Raw genomic sequence first — 25,380 nt, forward strand, 5'->3', positions numbered from 1 at the left:
CAAAAACCCCTCCTGACGGGCAGAAGGGGTTTTCTTGCATCATTTACAATGAATGAGCAAAAAGATTTTCGTACAGAACTTCTCCATTAATCATTGTCATATCAACCTGAATATCCTTTATTTTTTCTTTATCAGCAGACAGGATGCTTTCATTTAACACAACCAGATCCGCAAATTTTCCAGCTTCCAGACTCCCTTTTACCTTTTCATCGAAGCTGGCATAGGCACCATAATATGTATAGGCCCTGATAGCTTCTAAGATTTCCACCTGCTGAGCTGTGCCGACTGCCTGTCCACTTCTGCTTTTTCGGTTGACTGCAGCATGGATGCCCAGCAGCGGATCACATGAGACTACGGGTGAATCTGAAGCAAAGGCAGATGGAATACCAGCATCAATGTAATCCCGGGCAGGATACATCACTTCCACTCTTTTCCCGTAATGCTTAAGATAAGCATCGCCATTCACATACATGAAAGCGGGATTTGGTACAATGACCACGTCCAGCTCATTCATGCGTTTTTGCAGATCACGTGAAGCGATCCCCGCATGTTCAATGCGGTGACGATGATTAGCCCGGGGGTTTTTGGCTAAAGCATGTTCAATGCAATCGAGCACCATTTCAATTGCACGGTCCCCCTGAGCATGGGCGGTTAACTGGTATCCTTTGTCATGGGCTTCACCCAGGATGGTATTCAGTTCGGGCTGGCTGAAATATTGGATGCCATAATCTTCGGGATCACTTGTATACGGCTCTCTCGTCGCGATTGTCGGTCCAGTGCTGCTTCCATCTGTAAACAGCTTGGCCGGACCAATTTTAAAGCGTTCATCACCTGTTCCTGTCACAATTCCTGCATCGACCATTGTTCGGATAAAGGATGTTGAATCGGTCAAGGATCCGATCATGGCATACACGCGGACCTTTATCTCCCCAGCGTTTATTCCCTCTTCCATTACCGATAAAATTTCCGGACCCGATCCATAGCCTCCAGCATCGTGTATGCTTGTAATTCCAGCTTTGACAAATTCATCAGATGCAAGTTTCATCGCCTCTTTAAGCTCCGTTTTATTAAAAGCAGCTACTTTAAACAGGTTCATATGTGCAGTTTCTATCAATTTTCCTGTTAAACGGCCGAAACCATCTTTTTCGATTAGACCGCCAGGGGGATCATCTGATTGATTGTGAATGCCTGCAAGCTCAAGTGCTTTACTGTTGGCGATAGAAGTATGATTGCACCCTCTTATAATGACGATCGGATGATCGGTTGAGACTAAATCAAGTTCTTCTCTTGTAGGAAAACGATCTTCTTCGATTTCATGCTCATTGAACCCCCATGCCCGCACCCATTCTCCCTTTTTGGTTGCAGCGGCCTTCTCTTTTAAATCCGCAAAAATATCCTGGAGTGAATGGATATGCGGTGCAATACAGCTGACGCCCAACAGGTTTGTGCCATAGATGGTAAGATGCAGATGAGCATCAACAAAGCCCGGCAGACATGATCTCCCCTTCAAATCAATAACCTGGGTTTTATCATCAGACAAATCATCAATTTCCCCGTTTGTACCTGTTGCCAGTATTTTATTGTCTTTTACTGCCACTGCCTCATGGATTTGATTAGCAGGATCGACCGTGATCACTTCGCCATTTCGCAGAATAATGTCTGCTTTCATGGAATCACTCCTTCCAATTTGCTGCTTGAGTGCTTGCCTTAAGAAGCACGGATATAATCTTCCACTTCAGCGTTTACCTGTTTTTTAGTGAGCAGGCTGACAACAATGGTGATGACAATGTTTGCAGCCAGGCCCAGAATTCCCGCATGAATTTCAAACGGAGTCGTAACCACCACAAGCTGAAAATAGAAATTAAGCGCGGTTCCAACAACAAGCCCTGCGACAACACCCGTAGCTGTCGCTCTTCTCCAGAAGAGGGCGCTGTACACACCGGGAGCAAACTGCACGATGGCTCCATAAGCGCCAAGCAGCAGCGCAACCAATCCCTGGCCGCCAAAAATCGTGATAAAATAAGCTAGTCCCCCTATAATAAATACGCCAACACGCATAATAAGAAGTACTGTTTTATCCGATAAATCACCCCATATATTCCGCACAATGCCGTCTGTTGTCTCTAAAGATGCACTATGGGTGATGGCATCGGCTGATGACATGGCAGCTGCCAAAGCCCCCGCTCCAACAAGCCCGTAGACCCACCCAGGCAAATTCATGACCGTGGTGATCAGAAAAGGCAATACGGTATCAGGGCTGTCCAGCATCCCTGGATCGACTACTCCTTTTGCGGCAAAACCAACAAGAAGCAGAGGAATCAGGAAAAGTGCAAATACCGGATAAACCAGAACCGTTTTCTTAATCGTTTTCGCATCTGACGCATAGGACTTGGAAAACAGATGCGGCCACATGAGAAATCCGATGACAGAAACCAGGATCGTGGTGGTAAATGAAACCTTCCCCATATTCGATCCTTCAGCGCCAACCTGCAGAAATTCTGGTGTTTCCGTAACAATATTGGTAAACATACCTCCCACTGAGTCATGCAGTTGGTTTACAATGGCCAGGCCGACTACCCATGAGATTACAATCATCAGCAGCCCCTGAAATACATCCGACCAGGCAGCTGCTCTCAAGCCGCCAGTGGCTACATAAATTACGACGATGCCATAAGCTAATAACCCGCCCAGCCAAAAAGGAATTCTGCCCTCTGTCATGATATTAAAAATATGGGCCATTCCGGTTAATTGAGTCGCCAAATACTGGATGGAAGCAAGCAGTGCAATGAGTCCGACAATCATAGCGAGCACTTTACTCTGATAACGCTGCTTCAAAAAAGCTGATACGGTATATAACTTATGCTTTTGACCGATTTTCCCGATTTTCGGACCGATAATATACCACGGAAGAATGGCAAAAGCAGTATAAATGATGATATAGAATGCCGGGGCACCCTTTTCATACGCCCAGCCTGGGGCTCCCAAAAAGGAAAACGCACTGAATACTGCGCCGCCCATTAAGAACCACATGACCACAAGCCCCAGCTTTCCTCCTGCTACTGCAAATTCATCCAATGAGCTTGAATCTTTTCCTCTTCCTGCTAAAACACCAATAAGAAGAGCAATAACCAAATAACCGATCATAATAACTAATGCGATTTGCCAATGGGGCATTACTGATCACCTTCCTCTCTGTTAGCCGGGTCTATCTGGTAAATAAATAACAGCGCTGTAAACGTGATTAAAATCCAAAGAATCGCCCAAAAAAATGAAAAAGGCAAACCAAATACGAGAGGTGTAGCCCGGTTCCCAATTTCTGATAACGGAAAGATCAGCATAAGAAAAGGAATTGTTACTGTAATACAATAGATGGCCGTAAATTTCCGTTTACTCATGGGACACACGTCCATCTGCCCGGCTGTTTTCATTCGTACTTTCAGCAGCCATTTTAACGATGGTTCTATACAGAAGATCCGTTCCCAACGCGATATCTTCAGGGGAGGAATATTCTTTTGGATTATGGCTGATCCCGGCCTTCGAACGGACAAAAATCATTCCATAATCACAGACATACGACATGGCCAGAGAGTCATGGAACGGTCCGCTCATTAATTCAGGGGGCTGCAGATTCATTTCTTTGCTTTCTGCACGCATGATATCCATGATTTTTTCACTGCAGAACCGCGGCTCATTTCTGGTATCTTCCCTTATGTTATACGTTAAGCCATTTTCATTTGAAACTTCGTCAAGCTCTCTATGTAAGGCATTTTCAATTTCGTCCCTGCGTTTTTCATCTATGTCTCTCAAATCAACAGTAAATGTTACTTTTTCCGGTATAATATTTCTGGAATCCGGAAAAACTTCCAGGTTTCCGACTGTTCCAACTGTTGGAGCCCCGGGGATTTCCTTAACCAGTTCGTTCAGCTTGATAATTACTTTGGCTGCACCAACAAGGGCATCCTGGCGCATGGGCATTGGCACAGACCCTGCATGACCGGCAAGACCCGTTAATTCAACTGTCAGCCATAACGGTCCTGAGATGCCTGTCACAATCCCAACGGCTTCACCTTTATCCTCGAGAACCGGTCCCTGTTCAATATGAAGCTCCAAAAAAGATGAAATACGTGACGTGTCATATTCGGATTCCTTGAACTTATCAGGATTGCAGCCAAATTCCAGTAAAGCCTCTTTTCTGCTTACACCATTTTTATCCTTGCGCTCGAGCTCCCCGTCCTCAAGCCTGCCAAGTATTCCTCTTACGCCAAACAGCCCCTTATTAAATCTGCTGCCCTCCTCGTCCGCGAAGGCTGCAAGCTCGATGGCAAGCGACGGTGTCAGGTTGTTTTCTTTCATGGTCTGAAGCGCCTCCAAACCCCCGAGCACGCCAATCGCCCCGTCAAATCTTCCACCGTAAGGCTGAGAGTCGATATGGGAGCCCACCATGAGAATTTTCTGGTCAGCTGTTTCCGCTGCATCCCATCTGCCAATCAAATTTCCAAAATCATCTATTCTCGCAGTTAATCCTATTTCTTCCATCCATCCTTTTACCTTCAAAACCGCTTCCTTATCTTCTTTTGAATGAGCCAGCCGTGAAACACCGGTCTCACCTATTTTTCCAATCTTGGCTAATTCACTGATTCTGCCATTTAAACGTTCTGCATTTATTTTCAGCATCTTCTTGTTGCCTCCCTTAAAATAAACTTATTTAACGAGGTCCAATACGCTTTTATAGCCTGAATCTCTGCCCCCCTTTCGTCGATATGAGCCAGATAATCCATTCACTAGTACTCTCTTACTTAAGCTGATAGATTCAAAAAAAGCAGACTTTCAAAAACAATGAATAGAAAAATTATACTAAATATTCTGATTTTAATATAAGTAACAGGTTGTATAAAAATTAGGGCTAACGGTTAACACTGTGTCCAATAGAAGAGCAGCTCTTTCCCGAGTAAAAATAATGCAAGATTCATAGTTTCAATTATCGATCTGTTTTTCTATTTATATTTCACCCTCCTTCCCTCACTGAGTGGAAATATTTTCATCTACTTCAGGTAATAGTAGCACACTGGCTGATTGGCGTGAATCTTCGACAAAAAAAGAGATTGCGACAAATGTGTCTCAACTCTTCTAACCGGTTCACTGCGCTTCAGGTGGACGCTTTCCGCAGGGACTTCGCTTGAGCCTCCTCAGATCCTGCAGGAGTCGCCACCTTCCGCTCCGTTCACCTCATCTTTACAATTAAAATAGGCTCAATTCACATAACTTTTGGAGTTATGTGAATTGAGCCTCTGTTCTTAATGAATAGCTTAATTTACTTTCTTTTTGACAGGTATCCAAATTTCACTTCGAAAAGCCTCAGATGTTGTATCTTTGTCTGCATTCCATAATATTTCCGGCCCCTCCACCTGTTCGAAGCCTGAGGAAGGGAACCATTCAGAATAAATACGTCCCCACACATCCTGCAGGGCTCCCGGAAATTTCCCAACCGCTTCAAATACAGCCCAGGTGCACGCGGAAACGTCCAGGGAGGAGTAGCGGGCCGGACACTCTTTATTCGTGGCCACACCTATATAATGATCAAGCTCGCCTCTTCCCTCCATCCTTCCCTCGGAAAAATTCGTTGAGGCACTTATAAATCCGGCAGGGACTACATTAGAAAGCATCTTCAACTCCTCAATCATTGTATGATCCAAACGATTCCACATAGCAGCAATCTCGTGATTTACTCCGTGAAAAATGAGCGTAACTCTTTTTTTCAACCCTATTATTCGAAACGCCTCTTTTTCTTCAATTCGGTAATTCATTTCTTCTCCCCCTTTAATTGTCAGCTGGAAAGTCATTTTTGGATATGCTTTTAACGATTGCCCTTTTTTCCTGGCTTCTGATGGAGTCACGCCATGCAGAATTTGAAAGGCTCTTGTAAATGAATCGGGCGAACTATATCCGTATTTAAGTGCGATATCGATCACTCTCATATTGCCTGAGTTTAAGTCAATCGCAGCAAGCGTCAGGCGTCTGCGGCGAATATACTCTGTCAGCGTAACGCCGGCCAGAAAAGAAAACATTCTTTTAAAATGATATTCTGAGCAATAAGCAAGCCTTGCAGCCTTTTTGATATCAATTTCTTCCTTCAGATTATCTTCTATATAACTTAATGCTTCATTCATGTTTCCAAGTGTCTCCATTGATCGACCTCCTGTTCATCAATAGAATATCAGTTGAGGAAAGGCAATACCCGACTTTTCCTGTACAATTATGCAGGTGTGGTTTTGCTTGGCAGGCAAATAAATATATACTTATTATCTAAAATGATATTTTAATTTAAAAGGATACTTTAACGAGGATAATCTTATAAATAATGATTATTCACAAAGAATGAGGTGATACAGGTGGCATATATTCAACTTACACAGCATTGGATGGGGAGGTTTTTAGCTTCTGACCCCGGCCGTATCAGGCTGGACAAAGCGGCCAGAGCGACCGTCAGTTTAATGGTTTCATTATTTACCACACTGCTGATCATGCGCGCAACAGGCCACACCCTGATCACACCCGCCATTGTATCCGGCATGATCGGAATGCTGGGAATTATGATTGTGATGGATAATACGAAGAAAAAGATGAAACGGACGACGCTTCTTCTTGGTGTCGCTGCCATGATTGGCATCACCATTGGTTCGTCCCTGGCAGGCAATGCCTATTATATAGACATTTTAATGGTTCTTAGTATTTTTAGCAGTTTTTATTTTACCCGTTACGGATCCCGGTATTTTTCTATTTTTATGATTACTTTTATGATGGTTTACCTGTCCTCCGTATTGACCCTGTCAAGCAGCCAGCTGCCCTGGTTTTTTATGGGCATATGGATTGGAGTTGGCTATACCTACGTGCTGAATTTCATTTTATTTCAACGGACCTCGAAAAACTTGAAGCAAAGCATTCGCTCCTTTCATTACCAGAGCAATCTGACATTTAATCTCCTGCTGCAGGGCATGCAGCGTAGGGATATGACAAAAAAGCAGAGAAAATCTCTTCAAAAAAATGTACTGAGGCTCCGTGAATATGCAATTATTGTCTCCGGTTATATCAGAGATGAAGACGTGCAGGAGATGTGGCCGGGACTAAAACCAGCTCAGCTGAGATTATACGTATTTGATACCGGCATGCTCATTGAAACGCTGACCGACTCCATGAGAAGTCTAAAAAAAGCAGAGGCACTCGAAATTGATGAAATCAGGCGTCTGTTGATATGGGTAACGAAATCTCTTCGTGATGCAAAGGTACTGGCTCCGCAATACGAGGAGCAAAATTTAGAAGAGGCGGAACAAGCAGTACAAATGCTTCGGATGCTCATTCTTGAATTGTTGGACAAGGAAGAACAGCCTAAAGGATGGGTCTTTTTAATACGGCGGATCGAATCGATTGCCAACCACGTGATTGAAGGAGCGATTACGATTCAGCAGTCTCTTCATTCGCCAAATAGACCGGATGACGAACCTGAAGAAGAAAAGGAAGAAATAGAGCAGAGTCCTCCCGCAGAAAAGGAGAAAAAGCTTAAGCCGTCTACAAAAAAAGCCTACCAGGCATTAATTGCCGGAATCCTTGCTATTATCATCGGTCAAATCATTTCCCCCGCCCAGCCATATTGGGTTCTTTTAACGGCATTTCTTGTTTTGCTCGGAACAGAATCCATCGGCCGAATTTACACAAAAGGATTTCAGCGTTCGCTCGGAACAATTATTGGAGCGGTAATTGGCTTTGCGCTGGCAAAACTATTTTCCGGTCAATCTTTTATTGAAGTAATTCTTATCTTTTTAGTGGTATTTCTTGCGTTCTACCTTTTTACCGTTTCCTATACCTTAATGAGCATGTTTATTACGATGATGCTTGCCTTTATGTACGATATCTTACTTGGCGGGATCACCTTGTCCCTTATCACTGCACGCGTCACCGATACCATCGCTGGAGCTGCGATCGCCCTCGGCGTATCTACGTTTGTATTTCCGAAGAAAACAAAAGCAAAAGTGGCTGAAAGCATTAATGAGTTTTTAACTGAACTTAAACCATATGTAACCGAGTATGTAAGAAGCTTCAGGGAAGAGGTGAATGTGAAGGAGCTGTCCGAAAGTGCGTTTGCATTGTCTCAAAAGCTCCAGGTAATAAGGGAAGAAGCTCAATCCCTTTATCAGCGGCCGGGATCGCCGACTCACAAAGAAATGACCCGGTGGTATACCGTTTTAACCGCCATTAATTACAATGCCAGACATTTGATTGCTTCTGCTTATCGCAAGAAATTTGAGTATCCGGAGGAATTGGTAGACGTATTTAAGAATATGGAAGAAAAGCTCGACCATAATATTGAAACCTTAATTCGAATGCTGAAAACGGCCGAACACGATGGACTGATGCACAGCCTTGACCATGAACGCGAACAAATTGAACGGCTTGCTCCCATTAGATCCGAGTCTCAGCGCGATCTGATTCACCACCTTTATTATGTATGGCGGATTAATCAATCGATCGAAGAATTAGGAAGGGAATTAGGTGCAGAAACCAAATAGCACATTCTATTATTAAATCATGGAGGAGTTCATATGAAGCCTGCTGCGATGGAGTTTTTTACAAATAACATCAAAAGAAATTTTCCTGATTTCACCATAAACAAGGTAGAAATACTTGGAGAAGGCCAGATGAGTGTCGCACTCAAAGTCAATGACAGCTGGGTTTTTCGTTTTCCTAAAAACGCAGCAGGTTCCGTGGACCTGGAAAAAGAAATAACTATGCTGCCGCTTTTAAGCCCTCATATTACAGCAGCTATACCTCAATTTACCTACATTGGAAAGCAGCAAAACGGTTTTTATTTTACCGGCTATCCCCTGCTGCCCGGCGTTATATTAGAAGAAGAGGGGTTTGAAGCACTGCCGGCTGATAAAAAGAACCATCTCATTGATCAGCTGGCAGGCTGTATAAGAGAAGTCCGTTCGTTCCCTGTGGATGTGGCAAAACAGGCTGGTGTCCCCCAATTTGATCCTGCTGCCGTTTTCACGGAATTGCACAAAGTGGTCCTGGAGCAGATCTTTCCTCTACTTGATAAACGCACCCAAAACTATGTTTCCTCGAGATTCAAAGCTTATTTCACAAATCCTCATTACAAAGAATACATTCCTGCGCTCATCCATGCTGATTTATCACCGGATCATTACCTTGTTGATCCTAAAAGCAGCAGCCTTACGGGAATTATAGATTTTGGAGATCTCAGAATCAGCGATCCAGACTACGAATATCTCTATATTCTGGAGGACTGCGGAATGGATTTCACCTCCAAGCTGCTGGCCCATAGCGGGGAAATCCATATAAAAGAACGATTGATGAAAATTTCCCTGTTCGTTACATTTGATCATTTACAGTATGTACTCCAGGGAATCAATCAGGGAAACAAGGCGTGGATCCAGGAAGGGCTGGATGAAATTAAGCGGGAGATGGAGTTCTGATAGAAATGTGGGTTGTTTGAAGCAGTATGACTGAGTAGAACGATAAAAGAGAAATCATGTGCGATAAAATCGAACCTCGGAACGACACCTCAATGTCCCTCCCCTGAACGATATATTTCGAAAATTGATCGATATAGTCCGAAACATGTGCGATAAATGTTAAAACATGTTTGATAAAAAGCAAATTGTCGCACTCAGAATGATATATGTCCTATTATGACCGATATAACCCGAAATTTGTGCGATAAATACAAAATCATATGCGATAAAACCGAATCACCGAATCACGCCCCTGCTAAAGTTTTCATAAAGCCCGTAATTTAAGCACGCCGCCCACCAAAACAAGGTACTTTTAATTCAAGACATTCATAAGATATTTAATAGGAAGGTAGAAAAAGTAGAATTCAAGATGAAGATTACTAGCAGCCATTTATCTTCCATACAATAAAAAAGGAGAAAAAAATGTCTAATTATGTAGTAGAGCTGGAACGATGGGGTATTCAACAGGGGTCATTTGGAAAGCCGCCTTACTCATTAGCCACGTGGACAATTGCCTATAACAATGTTGTCGGGTTTAACCAGGCACTTGCTTATGCTAATAGTCAAGGTTTTTTTAATGTGATAGTTCCAAGAGGCACCTATAGTTTTTGCTACTCAAACTCGTCGCCAACTGGAAATGAGCCATACCAGCAAGTAGGACTTTCAATCAATCTATTCAGCAACCAAACGCTCGATATGAATGGATCGACTTTTGAAGTATTATATGATTCGATTAACAGAAATCCTTTCGACAAAGCCACAACCAACCCGGTATGGAAGCTGTCTGGAAGCCTTATCCAGCTCAATGAGTGTACAAATGCTCATGTGAAAAATGGCACAATCATCGGCGACATCCCAAATAGAAGTTTCACAGATACCGGCTCAGGATTTAATTCCGAGAAAGGAATGGAGCAGACGTATGGGATTAATATTAACAGGGGCAATCGTTTCTGCTCGGTAGAAAGCGTCAATGTGTCAATGTTCATGGGAGATGGGATTATCATTGGAGCCTACCCCACTGACATCGGGACGTGGATATTAAACCCGACCGCTGCCAGCAGAATTGCCTATCCCGGTCTGGCGGATGCCAACGGCACAATTGTTCAGACCGTGCCAGGGGCTTATATTTCAAATAAGTTCCCCATCATCCAAGGCGAGCATAAACAGCTGCAAATGAGAACAGCAGGCGGCTACACGCGCATTCCCCTTATTTCCAACAAAACGTTTGAGTATCTGTTTTACAATGCAGCCGATGTTTTACTTGTAAGAAAGACGGCTGTTTACCTTCAGACAGTGACGGTCCCTTTGGATGCCGCCTACGTCAGAATACAGTTTAGAAATGAGGCACCTGACCAGACTTCCATTAGCATTGAATATGCCATCACCAAGCCTCAGTCCCACAATATTAAAATAAGCCATTGCGAAATTCATAATAATCATAGAGGCGGCATTAGCGGCGGAGCAGATTTTACGTATATCCAAAACAATAAGATCTATCATAACGGGATGGATTCAGGTTTAAATGTACCGCTGTTCCCAGACTCCACAAGATATGCCATAAACTTTGAAGACAGCTTCTGTAATTTTGTAGCAGTGGAGAACAACCATATCTTTTCCGGTTTTAATGGAGTCTTGCTTGGTGCATACCATATTAAAGTTACCGGTAATATCTTCAGTGAAATTAACGGAATCAGAATCTACAATAATGCAAGTTCTGTTATTGACAGCAATGTTCTGTACCAGGGAACTTTTTCACTAGCCCCTAGTGTCGCAACGCAGGAAAGACATATTATCTTCAGCAGCAACGTCGTTTACGCCCAATCTTTGTCCCTCCAGCCTGTTAATAAAACGATGATTGTTATAAAAGATAACAAATTCTATCTGGAAAGCATGAATTTAACCGGAAACATTGAATTTTACGGAAACTATACAAAAAGCCTGGTTGGGGCTTTGAGCACAACGTATACCACCCTGCTTTTAAATATCAAAAAATGTACAGACAATACCTTTGAGGATTTTAACTTTGGCTCTCATTATCGTTTTGCTTTAACAAAGCCTATTGGTTCCACCAACTATATTGACAATAATATATTCAGATCTGTTTCTTTTAACAGCGTAAATCTGTATAACGATTTGGAGTTTGAAAACTGTAAATTTTTCAGCTGTAATATAACATTCCAGGTGGCCGATCTGACAAAATCAAGCAGTCTGACGTTTCACAATTGCACCCTGCAGGACACGAATCTGGAAGCTGGCGGCCGATACGTTAATAACGTAACAATCGGCGGTGTGACCAGTAAAGCCTCCCTGTATGATTGCAGAATCATTCTGACCCCCCTATTTTCCAAGCCGGCATTTTTTATCTCCGCTGATAACAGAGCCCAGGACTCCCTGAATGCAGGAGTTCTGCCGAGAAATTATGAATTGTATATGCGCGACTGTCTGCTTGACATTTCAGTAGCAAACAACGTTGTTCTATTAAAATACGGTTCAGGGGGCGATATTAAACAGCCCAGAAAGGTTGTCATCGAAAACTCCGTACTGAATTTATCAGACAGTACAAAATTCAAGGTGCTGGAAGGCAGCAGTGCAAACAATGCCGGCTACTCTGCTGTGTTAATTGACACTTCCTTTGTCGGATTTACGTCACTGCCTGCACCGGCCTTTGGCAGTTTAGAAATTTATAAAAAAGTGCTCACCCTGAGTTCGGCGGCTGAGCCTTCAACAGGGACCTATTCTCTTGGTCAAATCGTTTACAATACTAATGTCACAGCTGGCGGATATATCGGATGGGTTAACGTCAGAGCTGGCATAAGCACGAACAACGCATGGCAGGCATCAAGGAGTTACACGATAACATCAAAAATTTTTAATGGCATATACGTGTATGAGGCACAAAATACCGGAACGTCAGGCGCAACTCCTCCTGCCTTTCCAACAACTGCGGGCTCTACTGTAACAGACGGAACCGTAACATGGAGAAACATTGGTACAAGGGCTTTATTTAAACCGTTTGGCTTAATTGCCCAGTAATATCGCACCTATAGAATTGTTCAATATTCCTTTAACACAACAAAAGTGACCAAAAGTTTTTAACTTGAGGTCACCTTTTTGTTGAAGCAGAACGATAAAATATGGACATTAGTGATAAATATGGACTTTTGTTCCACATAGCAGGAAACTTAATCGATAAAAAGCGAATGATTGCACGGAGAATGAAAAATGTCTAAGACTGACCGATATATTGTGGAACATGATTGAAATATCCCAAACACTGTACGACCAATGTGAAAACATGATCGATAAAAACCCGAACACTTAAATATCCTCTATCTATTTAATTTCACTTAAATACTTTGCGTAATGGATAAAGTTTCTTACTAAGTCTAATTCAAAATTATAAATGATCGGAGCCCCTGGCCGCCAATTCACTTCAAACAACCATATTTTGTGGTTTTTATCGATTCCAACGTCAATACCCAGTTCATCAAACAAAACATCATGGTAAAGCGATTCAAAGTGCTTAGAAAAGTTAATTGAAAAATATTCAAGTGTTTTCTTAATATTAAACCACTCATCCTCAAATTCTTTTTGTAAAAAATCCTCTAAATAAGCAGTTGAACCGCCACTTCCTAAATTGGAAGTTATACATTCTAAAGGACCAATACGCGGGAAAATGGCTGTGACGACCCACTCTCCTTTTCCATCTTTTTGCACATGCAGTCTGAAATCAAATACATTCCCTGCTTTGGTTAAACAGGTAATAAACTTTTGAACCAGGTAGATATTTTCGTTCATTCTGCTTTCCACCAAATACCTAAGCTGCTCACGGGAATAAGTTTGAAGATTTCCTCCCTCATTCACCAGAAAGGTTTCTTGATCTTTCTTTTCTATTAGAAAAATCCCCTTACCTTGATGCCCGGCAATCGGTTTTACGACAACATTATGATATAAATCTAGCATATCAAATAATGTATCCTCATTATCCAAGTCTCTCGTAGGGATAAGATGGTGGCTAAATTTTCCCCCTTGTTCAATGCGCTTTTGAACACTGAACTTATCACCCACAGAATGACTTGTAAAAGGAATTCGATCATACAAATAATCAATAATGGCTTCTGCCTTTTCAGAAAAAGGCGGGCTCGCATTGTAGATTACATCTGGAAATGGGTAGAGTTTTTCATGCCACTCCCCATTATCATAATATTTTCCCTTTATCGTATTTTCTTCAACATCTACATTACCTGGTGTGAAATAGAAGAAATCCACACCTTCAGCTTTTGCCACCACTGAAAAAGTATAAGCGCGATTTACTTTTCGAGGGTCAGCACGATGATGCAGCATCCCAATCAGGGTCATTTGTGTTCAGCCTCCAGCTAAAATAATTGATTTTTTTCTTAAATTTTTAAAGTGGCTGTATATATGGTTCTATATAAAACCTGATGACTTTTGCAGCTTCGTTCGCAAGACGAATGGCTTCACTTTTGGAATCAGCGGCTGAAATAATATAGCCGCATCGGTCCCCCATGGACAAAGGAGGATGCAGAAAACTACCTTTTTTCGGCTTAATGAAGACCTCTTCTATTCCAGGCATCATAGCGCAGCGGTTCTTGCCGGTTACTTTTATTAATGTCCCTGTTTCATAGCTTGTCAAATAGTGGGCATAAACAAACTTACGATGCTTCTTTTCTAGATTTGGTTTTTGTCCCAGCGCAATTTTAATTGTTTCTTCTACTAAATTTATGCCATATGCTACTTCTATTATTCTATTCATTGCTCCACCCGAAATACGAGGATTGATTTCAATGAGTTTCCAGTTTCCATTTACTAATCTCATTTCAAGGTGACAGGAGCCATTTTTCAATTGAAATGCATTAATGATAGAATTTACCGTTTGATAGATACCATTTGAAAATTCAACATCCAGATTTTCAAGTACACAATAACCTGTAACAATAAAACGTTGAGCAAATGTTATTTCCTGCTGAATGACCGCTACAACATGAACCTCCCCATTAAACACACAAGCTTCAATTAAATATTGCGGACCTTTTAGGTATTCTTCTATTAAAACTTCCTCGTATCCTTTCGAAAACAATGCATCTAGTGATTTCTCCAACTGAGCTTTATTTTCAACAAACAGCACATCCTTCGAGCCGGTTGAGACAGCTGATTTGACAATGAGTGGGAATCGTTCTTTATTATCCACTAGAAACGCATTTAAAGAGTCATCCTTGGAAAATATGGTGAATTTTGGGGACACAGATAGCCCCTGTAAATGTTCTCGTGTTAAACGTTTATTTTCCATGATCTCGTAAGGTTTTGACGAAAAAGAAGTAATACCCAGCTCATTGCTCAACTTGGCTGCGACATGAACGAAGGGATCGATAAAACTCAATATCGCTGCTATTTTTTTCCCTTGTTGAGTCAGAATTGTAATCTTATTTTTGATTGCTTGAAAATCAGTTATGTCAGTAAGAATCATATGATGTACATCAGGGAAATCCGTTCTGTTTTTAATGAAGCGCTCTCTGGGGGTTAATAAAACGGTAAAAAAACCGAGGTTGTAAGCGGCTCTTATTGCCTCTCTGCTGGAACCAGATTTATTGCTATCAATAAATATAATTGTTTCCATAAACTATTTTCATCGTCCTTCCATGCGTCTTATAACTTTGCAGTCTTTTTAAAATATTCCAAATCGTTGAAGATTGTGCACACAGTTTATTCCATGGTAGTTTGGGTTTCAGCGTTATTCTCTGGAAACTAATTTATTTACTAGTACAATAATAGTTATTAATTATTAAAAATTATAGTTTCACTCATATATATTGGAAAATAAACCCTATTTACTTAAGATAAATGTGAAAAAGTATAAATTTAACTATTTTTTCAGGGAAATCTATTTTCAAAATCAGCCACCTAAAAATCACTGGACATCTCCATTGATAAAAAACACAACAAAAAGTGACCAAAGGATCTTATCTTTTGGTCACTTTTTATCTATATTCAATTTTTTCATCCGGCTAACAAAGGGCTTTATCCAACAAAAATCTTGCGCCGGTCATAGGCAAAGAAGAACATCATCACACCCAAAACAGCGCAAATCATATACATAACGGAATAGGAGAAAAGATCAGCCAGCGGCCCCATCATCACACCGCCCAGCGAGACGCCTAAATCAGCCATTGCTATAAACAAACCAAGCAGCACATTTCGATTCATCTGAGGCAAAACAAAACTTAAGTACGTGGTTAAAGTCGGGTAGAGAATTGCCTGAGCGATCCCCATTAAAACGGCACCTAGATAAAAAACAAGAACGCCGCCACTTAGTGCAAAACTTACACATTGCGCCCCTGCCGCTAAAAGGATCATTGTCCCCATCATAAATGAAGAATGCCACTTTCCATCTGAAGGGATTTTTTTTCGTAAAGTAAAACGTGAAAGAACAACAGTCACAGCCAATAACATGAGAAAGATCCCAGCATTTCCACCTTTCACCTGTTCAGCATACAGCGGGATAAAGATCGTAATTGCGCCAAATACAACCGAACCAACCAGCATCAGTACACTGCATTTAAATAAATGAGGATTTATTACTAATTGACTAAATGAGTTAAACATATTTCCACTGGACTCAGCACTTTTTGCAGAATCTTTCGTTTCTGATCTATCCATTTTGGCACTGTAACCAAAAACCCCGGTTAAAATGGCAATTGCTATCATAACGACCGCAAAATACCCCATTCCTTCTTGCCAAATACCCAAAGCCAATAAAGGACCAATAATTCCGGGGATATATGAAAATAACGAATAAAGTGATATTCCCTGAGATCGATCTTTCTCTGGCAATGCATCAATAATTCCAATTTGAAGTGCCATTGAAAAAAAAGCTGTTGATACTCCTTGCAACATGCGGGCAGCAAGAAAGCCGCCAAGTCCGGTTACCGTGTATAAGATTAAAGCAAATCCATTGATAATAAGGATGATGCGCAGTATTTTTACCGGTCCGTACTTTTGAATAATTTGACCTGCCCACGGTCTGAAAAACATCGTTGTAAACAAATAGGCTCCCATAATTAGCCCGATTGTTGTATTCGATGCTCCCAACGCTTCCCCTTGTAATGGGATAATCACATTCAGAATCGAATTGGCGCTAAAATAAAGAAGCACCAGCAAATACAACCGCAGAAAATGCCAAGACATAGCTCCAGTCACAATCTTTTTTCCTCCAAACCTGTACAGTTTCGTTAGATTAAGCAGTCCGTCAAAACGTGATCAACGATTGCAATAATTTCTTTGCATAATCGGATTGAACATCCTTTAACTGTTCAATACTGACTGTTTCTTCAATTTGACCCTCTTTAAAAATAATGACTCTGTCGCATAGATAGGCTGCCGCCTGCAGATCATGCGTGATAAAAATGTAGCTCATATTGTAGATTCCTTTCAGCTTTTTTAATAAGGTCAAGATTTGCATCTGAACAGATACATCCAATGAGCTGATCGCTTCATCCAGCACGATGCAGCTGGGTTCAATTGAGATGGCTCTTGCAATACACACCCTCTGCACCTCTCCTCCTGATAACTCATGAGGATACTTGTTTTTAAAGGCAGGTGTTAAGCCAACTTGATTTAGCAGTGTATCAACCCTGAATTGGTTTTCTTTATCATCTTTAAAACTATTCGTTAAGGGTTCCATAATGGCGTCTTCAACAGTAAAAAATGGATTTATAGAAGATTTATAGTCCTGGAAAACAGCACTAATACTACCAGCTCTAATATTCCTGTCCTCAACACTTTTTCCATCAAACAATACTTTTCCTTGATCAGGCTTTTCAATCCCCAGTATCAAACGTCCCAGGGTGGATTTTCCGCTGCCGCTTTCCCCGATAATACCGAGGCACTCCCCATCCTTACATTCAAAGCTAATACTCTTTAAAACGAGCTGGCTTTTGGTTGAAAACATTCCGCCTTTTTTGTAGGATTTTTCCACACCATCAACTGTTAACAACAACCGCCTCACCCTCCATTATTCTGTTAAAATGATTGCTGAGAACCTGTCTGGTAGAGACTAAATACTTGGTGTAGTCATGCTGTGGTTCTGAGAAAACTTCTGCCGTCTTGCCTCTCTCAACTATTTCTCCATCTTTCATCACCAGAACTTCATCAGCAATGTTCTTTACAACCGCTAAATCATGAGAAATAAAAATCATTGAACAGCCTAATCTTTCCCGCAATTTCTTAAATTGTTCAATGACCTCATACTGTGAGATGGCATCCAAGGCTGTGGTTGGTTCATCTGCAATGATAATATCAGGCTCTAAGACAATCGCTAAAGCAATCATAATTCGCTGCAGCATTCCCCCTGATAACTGGTGAGGATATTTATTCATTATTTCTAAAGGGTTTTTTAACATGACACTTTCCATCGCGCTTTTCATTCGCCCTGACATTTCTTTTTTACTCCAATTAAAATGCTCAGCCAGGGTTTCTCTCAAATGAATGCCAATTACACACGAAGGATCAAATGCACTCATGCCGTTCTGAAGGATCATACATAAGTTTTTTCCCCTTTTCTTTCTCATTTCTTTTTCAGAAAGATCGTGTATGTTTTTTCCTTTAAACAGAATTTCTCCAGATTGACGGAGGTAAGACTTATTTAATTTCATAATCGCCCTGCACGTAACTGATTTTCCGCTGCCGCTTTCCCCGACTATAGCCAGACAGCTATTTTGCTTTAAATGAAAGGAGCTATTAACAATAATTTCCTTTCCGGTGTTAACATCCCATACCTTTAAGTTGTTAACTTCTAATAGATTCATTGTCAGCCGGCCACCTCTTTTTCCTGATTCTTGATTTTTGAAAACGGGGAATTTTTCTTTGGTTTTATTGTGCGCGATAATTTAGGATTTAAAATGATTTGGAGTGAATCAGCTAAAAAATTGAAAGCTGACACAACAAGAATAATAGCTAAACCCGGTGCTAACATTAGCTCAGGACTGGTGAACATTACGCCCCTTGCCTCATTTAACATCATTCCCCATTCAGCATTCGGTGCCTGTATCCCTAAACCAAGAAATGAAAACCCTGAAATTTGTAAAATCATTGACCCGATTGAGCTGCTTGAAATGACTGCAATATCGGCAAAGGTAACCGGAATTAGATGTTTACGAATGATTGTTAGATTGCTAATTCCAACCGACTTTGCAAATTTTACATACTCCAATTCGGAATATTGCATGACCGAAGTTCTGATAACCCGGGCAAACCACGCCCATTTCACTATAATAAAGGCAATTAATATATTTCCTAGACCAATTCCCAAAATTCCAATAATCGCTAAGGTCATCACGTATCCTGGAAATGACAGCATAATGTCACAAATTCTCATAATGATAGCATCAACTTTTCCTCTAAAATACCCCGCCAAAAACCCTAAAACAGCTCCAATTAAAACTGAAATGACTAATGCACCTAAAACCCAAAGGATACTGGGACGAATGCCAAAAATAATTCTGGACAAAATACATCTTCCCAAATGATCATTTCCCAGCAGAAACTCTAAGGAGGGTGGCGCGTATCGAAGACCCATATTCACGCCATTTGGATCATGAGGAGAAAACAAAGGAGCAAAAGTTCCAATGATCATCGTTAGGACAATCACAATGAAGGAGATGGCAGCTATTTTATCCTGGCTTATACTCTTCAAGAATTTCATTTAAAGATTGCTCCTCAATTTAGGATTCATCACAGCATTTACAATGTCAGAAAGCGTATTAAAAATGACAAACGCTGTCGCTAGTACAAGTACATAGGCTTGAATGATGGGGAAATCTCTGCTCAAAATGGCTTGAATACTCAAACTTCCTAACCCGGGCCACGCAAAAACATTTTCTATTACAACGGTACTTCCTAAAATGATGGGAACAGCCATGCCAAAGATTGAAATAGCCACCTGCAGAGAATTTCTTAAAATATGAATCGTAATTTTCTTTTCCGACAGCCCGCAAGCCCTCCCATAGAGAACATAATCTTCATTTAAGTTGTTGATCATGGAAGTTCTTACATTTCGAAAGTAGATTCCTGCATAACTGATGGTGATAATCGCCACCGGTAAAATATAACTCTTAAACGAATTCATGCCGCTTGTAGGCAATAGGTTTAATTTGACTGAGATGTACAAGATCATTAAGGATGCAAGCCAATAGGAGGGCATCGCTGTTAAAAAAAATGAAACCCCTCTGATTGATTTGTCTATCATTTTTCCTTCTCTCACCGCACAAATAACCCCCAGCAATATGGACAAGGCAATAATAGCCACTGATGACACGACTGTTAGCTTTAATGTATTTAGAAAAGCCGGACCAATTAATGACCATACCGGTTTCCCCGTAACATACGAATGACCAAAATCTAATTGTAAGCAGCTTATAAACCAGTGAAAGTACTGAACGAGAAAAGGTTTGTCCATCCCAAACTCTTCTTTCGTTTCAGCAATTAATTGATCAGTGATTTGGGGGACACCCTGCGATTGCAGTACCACTTCAGCGGGATCTAAGGGAGAAAGATTAATCAAAACAAACGTTACAAATGAAATGATGATAAGCAAAGGAATCATTATAAGGATCCTTCTCAGGATATAGCTTGCCATAGAAAATCTCCTTTCTGCAGAAATACACTCAATCACCTGTTAAAAAGAGGGCTGGATAAAATCGCGACAAACTTTCATGAGAGCATTCTAATTATCCATACAGGACCATTGACTTTTTTTGATTACCCAAAAAGCAGCAAAAACGCAGGTTCATTGCAGTGGAAGGTGGCGACTCCGGCGGGATGTAGCGGGAGAGGTGAGACGCTGAAGATGCGCAGCATCAAAATGGCTCACCCCCGCCCCGCGGAAAGCGCCGCCTGCAGCGGAAATGAACCGGTCTCCTTTAGAAACTTCTACAATTTCTTCGTTTTATCCTATCCTTTTTACATCTTATTCAAAGCTCATTTGCTCAAACGGCAGTTCAAATTGTGTCTGCTTAAATGAAATTCCTGTTAGGTTATCTGGAGCTACGACTGTAACACTGCCATTAGAAATTGGAATAAAGACTGCTTCTTCATGAACCGTCGTTAAAATATCTGCATATAAAGATTTTCTCGTTTTTTCATCTGTAGATACCATAACCTCTTCAACTTTCCTGTAGAGTTCGTCGGAATTCGAGATCCCGCTTGTCGTATGGTAATACGAAGAATCCGACGTGAAAGCAGAAATTGTACTCTGCGGGTCATAAGCTAATCCCCATGTTTGATTAAACAGCAGATCATATTCACCAGTCGCTCTTCTGTTAGCAATTGAAGTAGATTCTTCACCGATAATCTCCAGTTGGAGCCCTATCTCTTTTACAGAAGCCTGGATAAATTCAGCTTGTATTTTCTGGAAGGGTGAATTGCTGTCATAATAAAGATTCATCGTTAATTCCTGACCATCTTTGGTTCTATTCCCCGTTCCATTCCCTGATTTCCATCCCGCTTCTTCTAAAATCTCCTTCGCTTTTTCTAAATCATAGCCGCGTTTTTCCAACTCGACATCAGCATACTCAACATTAGGTGAAAATAATGTATGAGCTTCTGATTCTGCTCCGCTTAAAAGCTCTTCAGTAATCGTTTTCCGGTCAATTGCATGCCAAATGGCTTCACGAATTGCCGTGTCACTTACCGGACTATCAGTCTTACTGCTATTGGCTACAATCATTTTTGTGTTCACTGGGTCGCTTCGAACAAGCTGATAATCACCAGAATCCACTAACTGAGTCATAGCTTCCACATCAAGACTGTCTGCCCCGCGATCATCTGTGAAAACAAAATCCACCTCGCCTTTTTGTAAAGCCAGAAAAGTTGTTTCACCAGCCGGGAGCACTTTAGATGTTATTTTTTTAATTTCAGGAGTGCCCTCCCGGTAGTTTTCATTGGCTTCAAAAACGGCATATTCATCTGTTTTATGTTCCGTAAGAACATATGGTCCTGTACCGTTATAGCCGGTTACCCCATCTTTCGTTTCTCCATCTTTAAAATCTTTTGGAGATAAAAATACAAAAGGTCTGGTCATTGACAATTCAATTAAGGTCGGATAATACGCTTCTGACAGTACTAACTCCACAGTATGTTCATCAACTGCATTTACCTTCTCTATTTTGGTAGATAACTTAATCCAGGAATGCTTTTCTGCATTGTTTTGAACTGCTTCAATATTTTGTTTCACAGCTTCAGCGTTAAATGGTTCTCCATCATGAAACTTTACATCCCTTTTTAAATGGAACGTATAGACTTTGCCATCATCAGAGACTTCCCATGATTCAGCAAGCAAAGGCTTGATCCCATCTTTTGTATTTTCAACCAATGATTCATATATCTTTCCCTGTGCCGGCATGGACCCTGTATATAAATGCGGGTTCATGTCATTGATATCTTTGGATGTTGCATAAACCAATTCTTCTGGATTATCGGATGAATCAGTATCAGAATTCTCTTCAGAGCAGGCTAACAGGACAGACAGAGCCAAAAGCAGCTGAGCGGCTAATTTAAGTTTTTTTGTTGACAACAGATTTCTCTCCCTTAGCTATCTCGTAACTTGAAATAGCTTAAATTTCACTTGATAAATCAGAACAGAGTTTGGCTTTACCAAAAAAATCATAATGATTACGATTTAAGCATTCTAATAATCCTTGCCCGCTTCGTCTTCGTTTACACGTTAATTCGTCCTAATTCGCTGCAAATCATGTTCAAATCTTCCTCAAAGCTTTGTACAGCAAATGCATTAGACAATTTCTCATTTTTATGAGACTTAGCAGCTTCATTGATTTTACTTTCGTATGCCCTGATCAATTTATCTATTGTTGGACAATCTGATTTTAAATGCTTAGCAATTCCTTGTATGATTTTCAAGCGATAGTAATCTTCTTTAGGCATTCTCGGAATATCTAATTCGCCTTCTCGATTAACAAAGATTTTTCGAATTGGAACAGCAGAAAAATCAAAGTATCGCCCGTTCGGATCAGGTTCTGAAAATGGATCAATTAACAATGAGGTATAGCGTATATACAATAAATACTCCTGATGGATCTTATCGAATTGTTCGAAGTTTTCGATATCATGTCTTGATAAACTTTCCTTCCTTATCGGATAATTATCATCGACCATAAATTGAAGTAAATTGATGCTTTTAATATCTAATTTCTTCAAAACATTCATCAATTCTTTCCATTGGGCCAGCATATCGCGCATCAAATATTGCGTAATTGGCCCTTCCGGATAAAGCTTGTACACATATTTTTTGGCTTCTGCACCGTCAAAGATTGCATTTAATGAAAAATCATTCATAAATAAGGCTGGATGGACATATAAAGAACTATTTCTTGTTTCTGCCTCGATTGGAGAGTTCATCACTTCTAAACTAAGACCAAACTGCTCATATCGTTCACGCAGGAAGTCTACACTCTTTGATGGAAAGTGCGTCGTACCTATTGAAACCTTCTTTTTAACTGCTGTTGTTAAAACATGATGAGCAGGACTTCCATGCATCCACCGAGTATCACCTAAATAGGTTGAAAAACTAATTATTTCAGTATTTGAATTAATGGGTTTCATATAATTCCTTATTAAGCTATTTGATCCGAATGTCGGGGAAATTAACACGATGCAACTGACTTGCTGTAAAACCTTATTAGCTATTTTTTTCATTACTTCAACATAAGCATCTGTTGTGACAGCCAGAATAATGGTATCCCATTTACCCTGTATGGTTTCGTACCCATAAAACACCTGGTCAACAGAGGTTTCCCCCTCCATAGAACGGTGCTTTTCATTTTGAACACTTACCCGGATCAGATGGTCATTTTCTATAAGAGAGGAAAAAAAATCTTCTGAGCGGACAGATCTTCTTCCGGCCATTCCGATATAGCAATTCCGGTTTTTTTTCATATTTAGGGCCAGCTGGACTGATGCCGGACCGGTTCCTACCAGCAGGATTCGTTTGAAATCACTCATATGCTCCTCCTTTTCTCTACTAAACAAGTGAAGCTTTTTTGTATAACGCAATATCAAAAATGTGCTGCGGACGCAAAATTTGTTCCACCAGCTCCCATTTTCGATCATCCACTTCCCTGAGAGGGAAATTGAATAAGGATTTCAGCTGATTGCCATATCTCATTGCTACCACGACCTGATCATTTGTGAGCGCAAACAATTGATCTAAAATATCATACTTGCTTTCAACCGTTGAACTGAAAATGATGTGGGTGACATCCCTGATTGAGTCGAGATTCTCTGCTGATGTTTCTTCCAATCTGATATTCAGTCCTTCTCCAAGCTTCCCTGTCACGTGCCGTCCGAGCTCAACAGCTTCTTCATCAATATCAATCCCGACAACCTCTGCACCGGTTCTCCTCGCAATAAGCAATGCTGTCATCGGAAATGAACCGGAACCTACCAACAGTACTTTAGAGTTCGCATTAAGTTGAAAACTGCCAAATTCTCTTTCAATACAAGATTCTATATTTCTGAAATAATCAACCGTTTCCTCATTTCCCTCCAAGAGTTTACGGGCACGATATTTCTCCATTATTCCAACACATATGGCGGATTTTCTTCTTAAATCTCCTGCCAGCTGATTCACTTCGCTGAATTCCTGCTGGTCTAACTGTTCCCATTTACGGCTGTTATCCTTATTGGTTATAAACATTGAATAGTCATCAATTACTGTTTCTAAGTCTGAACTATTGTCTTCACGCTGATCATATTGTTCGGTTAATTCACTAAATTTTTCTGAGAAAGGATGTAAGGAACCCTTAAAATTTTCTGTCGCATTCATCTAAAGTCACCTCAACTTAGTCGTTAAATAGTAATAAACGCTTTACCTTTGGCTACCATACCTACGGAACCTTCAATCGTTAGAGAGGTTACCTTCTCTTTAAAATAATCAGCAGCTACTTTCATAGTCCCGCCAGGCTGCTTAATAGCAGCAGTAATCATTCCTTTCTTTTTCCAGGCAAGAACGGCTCCAATGGAGGCTGTGCCTGAGCCGCATCCCCTCTCCCATATCAAACTATCCAGACCCGGAACATACATGAGCGGAGCCATCTCATTGGTCGTTGACTTGTATAATAATATTCCTATTAAACTGGCACCCGGAGTTAATCCTAGTAATCTTGCTAATGCCTCCATTTTATTCCTCAACCGTTCGTTAAATTGATCCACTTCTATTACAATATGTAAAAATTCACGATACCTGACGACGGTCATTTCCATTTCTTCCCCTTCGTACTCAATCGTTCTTGGTTCTATCGTTTCAGGCAAAGGCATATTGAGCAGACAGTCAAAGTTATCTTCATTCCTTTCCACATGGCACGAGATGATTGAAGAAGTACCTGAAGCCTCCAACAGTATTTCATTTTTTTCCTTTACTCCTTTTTCATTTGCAATAAATGCAGCCAATGACATGCAGGCATTGCCGCAAAACTCACCTCCTGCCATTTTTAAACGGGCTTCAGCCTCCGTGCCGTTGGGTTTTTTTATGAAGCCCACTTGTTCCGCATTGACGTTATCATAGGACATGATTTTTGAAGCGATTTCCTGATCGCTTTCGGATGGATGGTTAGTAGTAATAAGAATTGTCATATTTTGTGTTGGGTTAAATTTTATAAAATCAACTTCATGCTTGATTACAACCACCCTCATTCAACATAAATAGTAATGATTACGATTTACATACTAAATGAAACCATACCTCCTTACTTTTGTAAAGTCAATAGTTGGTTCAGGCTTCGAAATACTGGAAATGCTTGCGGGCGGGAAATGTAGAAAATAA

At 40.8% G+C, this 25,380-nt stretch carries 19 protein-coding genes; 3 read left to right on the forward strand and 16 right to left on the reverse strand.

The genetic code is table 11. From position 1 onward, the window contains the following. Positions 1 to 43: 43 nt before the first annotated feature. The 5 genes from E2R51_RS08530 to E2R51_RS08550 all read right to left on the reverse strand — a co-directional run bounded on the left by E2R51_RS08530 (position 44) and on the right by E2R51_RS08550 (position 6,185). Positions 44 to 1,669 (reverse strand): amidohydrolase, encoded by a 1,626-nt coding sequence (locus tag E2R51_RS08530; RefSeq protein ID WP_133376632.1) that lies wholly within the window; start codon positions 1,667 to 1,669, stop codon positions 44 to 46. Positions 1,670 to 1,707: 38 nt separating this feature from the next. Further along, the gene (locus E2R51_RS08535; RefSeq protein WP_133376633.1) at positions 1,708 to 3,174 is read right to left on the reverse strand and encodes a sodium:solute symporter family protein; all 1,467 of its coding nucleotides are present in this window, start codon (positions 3,172 to 3,174) and stop codon (positions 1,708 to 1,710) included. Further along, positions 3,174 to 3,395 carry a DUF3311 domain-containing protein gene (locus E2R51_RS08540; protein WP_133376634.1) on the reverse strand — a complete coding sequence of 74 codons (222 nt, stop codon included), beginning with the start codon at positions 3,393 to 3,395 and terminating at the stop codon, positions 3,174 to 3,176. The genes E2R51_RS08535 and E2R51_RS08540 overlap by 1 nt, the downstream gene beginning before the upstream one ends. After that, the gene (locus tag E2R51_RS08545; protein ID WP_133376635.1) at positions 3,388 to 4,674 is read right to left on the reverse strand and encodes a M20 family metallo-hydrolase; all 1,287 of its coding nucleotides are present in this window, start codon (positions 4,672 to 4,674) and stop codon (positions 3,388 to 3,390) included. The genes E2R51_RS08540 and E2R51_RS08545 overlap by 8 nt, the downstream gene beginning before the upstream one ends. 632 nt (positions 4,675 to 5,306) lie before the next feature. Next, positions 5,307 to 6,185 (reverse strand): AraC family transcriptional regulator, encoded by an 879-nt coding sequence (locus tag E2R51_RS08550; RefSeq protein ID WP_133376636.1) that lies wholly within the window; start codon positions 6,183 to 6,185, stop codon positions 5,307 to 5,309. Positions 6,186 to 6,389: 204 nt separating this feature from the next. Here E2R51_RS08550 and E2R51_RS08555 point away from each other — a divergent pair, with 204 nt between their 5' ends. The 3 genes from E2R51_RS08555 to E2R51_RS08565 all read left to right on the forward strand — a co-directional run bounded on the left by E2R51_RS08555 (position 6,390) and on the right by E2R51_RS08565 (position 12,563). Further along, on the forward strand, positions 6,390 to 8,561 hold the full coding sequence (locus tag E2R51_RS08555) for an FUSC family protein (protein WP_240733018.1): 2,172 nt from the start codon (positions 6,390 to 6,392) through the stop codon (positions 8,559 to 8,561). Positions 8,562 to 8,594: 33 nt separating this feature from the next. Beyond that, positions 8,595 to 9,491, forward strand: a complete 897-nt coding sequence (locus tag E2R51_RS08560) for a phosphotransferase family protein (protein ID WP_133376637.1) — start codon at positions 8,595 to 8,597, stop codon at positions 9,489 to 9,491. Between the two features lie 462 nt (positions 9,492 to 9,953). Next, complete coding sequence (locus tag E2R51_RS08565; protein WP_133376638.1) at positions 9,954 to 12,563, forward strand: right-handed parallel beta-helix repeat-containing protein; 2,610 nt, start codon at positions 9,954 to 9,956, stop codon at positions 12,561 to 12,563. Between the two features lie 300 nt (positions 12,564 to 12,863). Here the strand turns inward: E2R51_RS08565 and E2R51_RS08570 are convergent, their stop codons facing one another. The 11 genes from E2R51_RS08570 to E2R51_RS08620 all read right to left on the reverse strand — a co-directional run bounded on the left by E2R51_RS08570 (position 12,864) and on the right by E2R51_RS08620 (position 25,235). Then, positions 12,864 to 13,889: a YheC/YheD family endospore coat-associated protein gene (locus tag E2R51_RS08570; protein ID WP_133376639.1), complete on the reverse strand. Its 1,026-nt coding sequence runs from the start codon at positions 13,887 to 13,889 to the stop codon at positions 12,864 to 12,866. Between the two features lie 46 nt (positions 13,890 to 13,935). Beyond that, the gene (locus E2R51_RS08575; RefSeq protein WP_133376640.1) at positions 13,936 to 15,165 is read right to left on the reverse strand and encodes an ATP-grasp domain-containing protein; all 1,230 of its coding nucleotides are present in this window, start codon (positions 15,163 to 15,165) and stop codon (positions 13,936 to 13,938) included. 401 nt (positions 15,166 to 15,566) lie between these two features. Next, complete coding sequence (cntE, locus tag E2R51_RS08580) at positions 15,567 to 16,745, reverse strand: staphylopine family metallophore export MFS transporter CntE (RefSeq protein ID WP_133376641.1); 1,179 nt, start codon at positions 16,743 to 16,745, stop codon at positions 15,567 to 15,569. 49 nt (positions 16,746 to 16,794) lie between these two features. Continuing rightward, positions 16,795 to 17,541, reverse strand: a complete 747-nt coding sequence (locus tag E2R51_RS08585) for an ABC transporter ATP-binding protein (protein ID WP_133377068.1) — start codon at positions 17,539 to 17,541, stop codon at positions 16,795 to 16,797. Continuing rightward, positions 17,528 to 18,352: a staphylopine uptake ABC transporter ATP-binding protein CntD gene (cntD, locus tag E2R51_RS08590; RefSeq protein WP_133376642.1), complete on the reverse strand. Its 825-nt coding sequence runs from the start codon at positions 18,350 to 18,352 to the stop codon at positions 17,528 to 17,530. The genes E2R51_RS08585 and cntD overlap by 14 nt, the downstream gene beginning before the upstream one ends. A gap of 2 nt (positions 18,353 to 18,354) precedes the next feature. Further along, positions 18,355 to 19,248 carry a staphylopine uptake ABC transporter permease subunit CntC gene (cntC, locus tag E2R51_RS08595; RefSeq protein WP_133376643.1) on the reverse strand — a complete coding sequence of 298 codons (894 nt, stop codon included), beginning with the start codon at positions 19,246 to 19,248 and terminating at the stop codon, positions 18,355 to 18,357. Beyond that, positions 19,249 to 20,181: a nickel/cobalt ABC transporter permease gene (gene opp1B / locus E2R51_RS08600; RefSeq protein ID WP_133376644.1), complete on the reverse strand. Its 933-nt coding sequence runs from the start codon at positions 20,179 to 20,181 to the stop codon at positions 19,249 to 19,251. Positions 20,182 to 20,511: 330 nt separating this feature from the next. Continuing rightward, positions 20,512 to 22,116: a staphylopine-dependent metal ABC transporter substrate-binding lipoprotein gene (cntA, locus tag E2R51_RS08605; protein WP_133376645.1), complete on the reverse strand. Its 1,605-nt coding sequence runs from the start codon at positions 22,114 to 22,116 to the stop codon at positions 20,512 to 20,514. 143 nt (positions 22,117 to 22,259) lie between these two features. Continuing rightward, a complete protein-coding gene (locus E2R51_RS08610; protein ID WP_133376646.1) occupies positions 22,260 to 23,561 on the reverse strand; it encodes an opine metallophore biosynthesis dehydrogenase in 1,302 nt (433 codons plus the stop codon). 19 nt (positions 23,562 to 23,580) lie between these two features. Next, complete coding sequence (locus E2R51_RS08615) at positions 23,581 to 24,384, reverse strand: class I SAM-dependent methyltransferase (protein WP_133376647.1); 804 nt, start codon at positions 24,382 to 24,384, stop codon at positions 23,581 to 23,583. Positions 24,385 to 24,407: 23 nt separating this feature from the next. Continuing rightward, entirely contained in the window at positions 24,408 to 25,235 is an 828-nt protein-coding gene (locus E2R51_RS08620) for a histidine racemase CntK family protein (RefSeq protein ID WP_133377069.1), read from the reverse strand. Positions 25,236 to 25,380 lie beyond the last annotated feature (145 nt).

It is taken from the genome of Jeotgalibacillus sp. S-D1, assembly GCF_004358665.1.
In the GTDB taxonomy this organism is placed as follows: Bacteria; Bacillota; Bacilli; order Bacillales; family Jeotgalibacillaceae; genus Jeotgalibacillus.

Coding starts and splice junctions, on each gene's coding strand:
- E2R51_RS08530 (WP_133376632.1), bottom strand. CDS start 1,669: ATGAAAGCAGACATTATTCTGCGAAATGGCGAAGTGATCACGGTCGAT.
- E2R51_RS08535 (WP_133376633.1), bottom strand. CDS start 3,174: ATGCCCCATTGGCAAATCGCATTAGTTATTATGATCGGTTATTTGGTT.
- E2R51_RS08540 (WP_133376634.1), bottom strand. CDS start 3,395: ATGAGTAAACGGAAATTTACGGCCATCTATTGTATTACAGTAACAATT.
- E2R51_RS08545 (WP_133376635.1), bottom strand. CDS start 4,674: ATGCTGAAAATAAATGCAGAACGTTTAAATGGCAGAATCAGTGAATTA.
- E2R51_RS08550 (WP_133376636.1), bottom strand. CDS start 6,185: ATGGAGACACTTGGAAACATGAATGAAGCATTAAGTTATATAGAAGAT.
- E2R51_RS08560 (WP_133376637.1), top strand. CDS start 8,595: ATGAAGCCTGCTGCGATGGAGTTTTTTACAAATAACATCAAAAGAAAT.
- E2R51_RS08565 (WP_133376638.1), top strand. CDS start 9,954: ATGTCTAATTATGTAGTAGAGCTGGAACGATGGGGTATTCAACAGGGG.
- E2R51_RS08570 (WP_133376639.1), bottom strand. CDS start 13,889: ATGACCCTGATTGGGATGCTGCATCATCGTGCTGACCCTCGAAAAGTA.
- E2R51_RS08575 (WP_133376640.1), bottom strand. CDS start 15,165: ATGGAAACAATTATATTTATTGATAGCAATAAATCTGGTTCCAGCAGA.
- cntD (WP_133376642.1), bottom strand. CDS start 18,352: ATGAATCTATTAGAAGTTAACAACTTAAAGGTATGGGATGTTAACACC.
- cntC (WP_133376643.1), bottom strand. CDS start 19,248: ATGAAATTCTTGAAGAGTATAAGCCAGGATAAAATAGCTGCCATCTCC.
- opp1B (WP_133376644.1), bottom strand. CDS start 20,181: ATGGCAAGCTATATCCTGAGAAGGATCCTTATAATGATTCCTTTGCTT.
- E2R51_RS08610 (WP_133376646.1), bottom strand. CDS start 23,561: ATGAGTGATTTCAAACGAATCCTGCTGGTAGGAACCGGTCCGGCATCA.
- E2R51_RS08615 (WP_133376647.1), bottom strand. CDS start 24,384: ATGAATGCGACAGAAAATTTTAAGGGTTCCTTACATCCTTTCTCAGAA.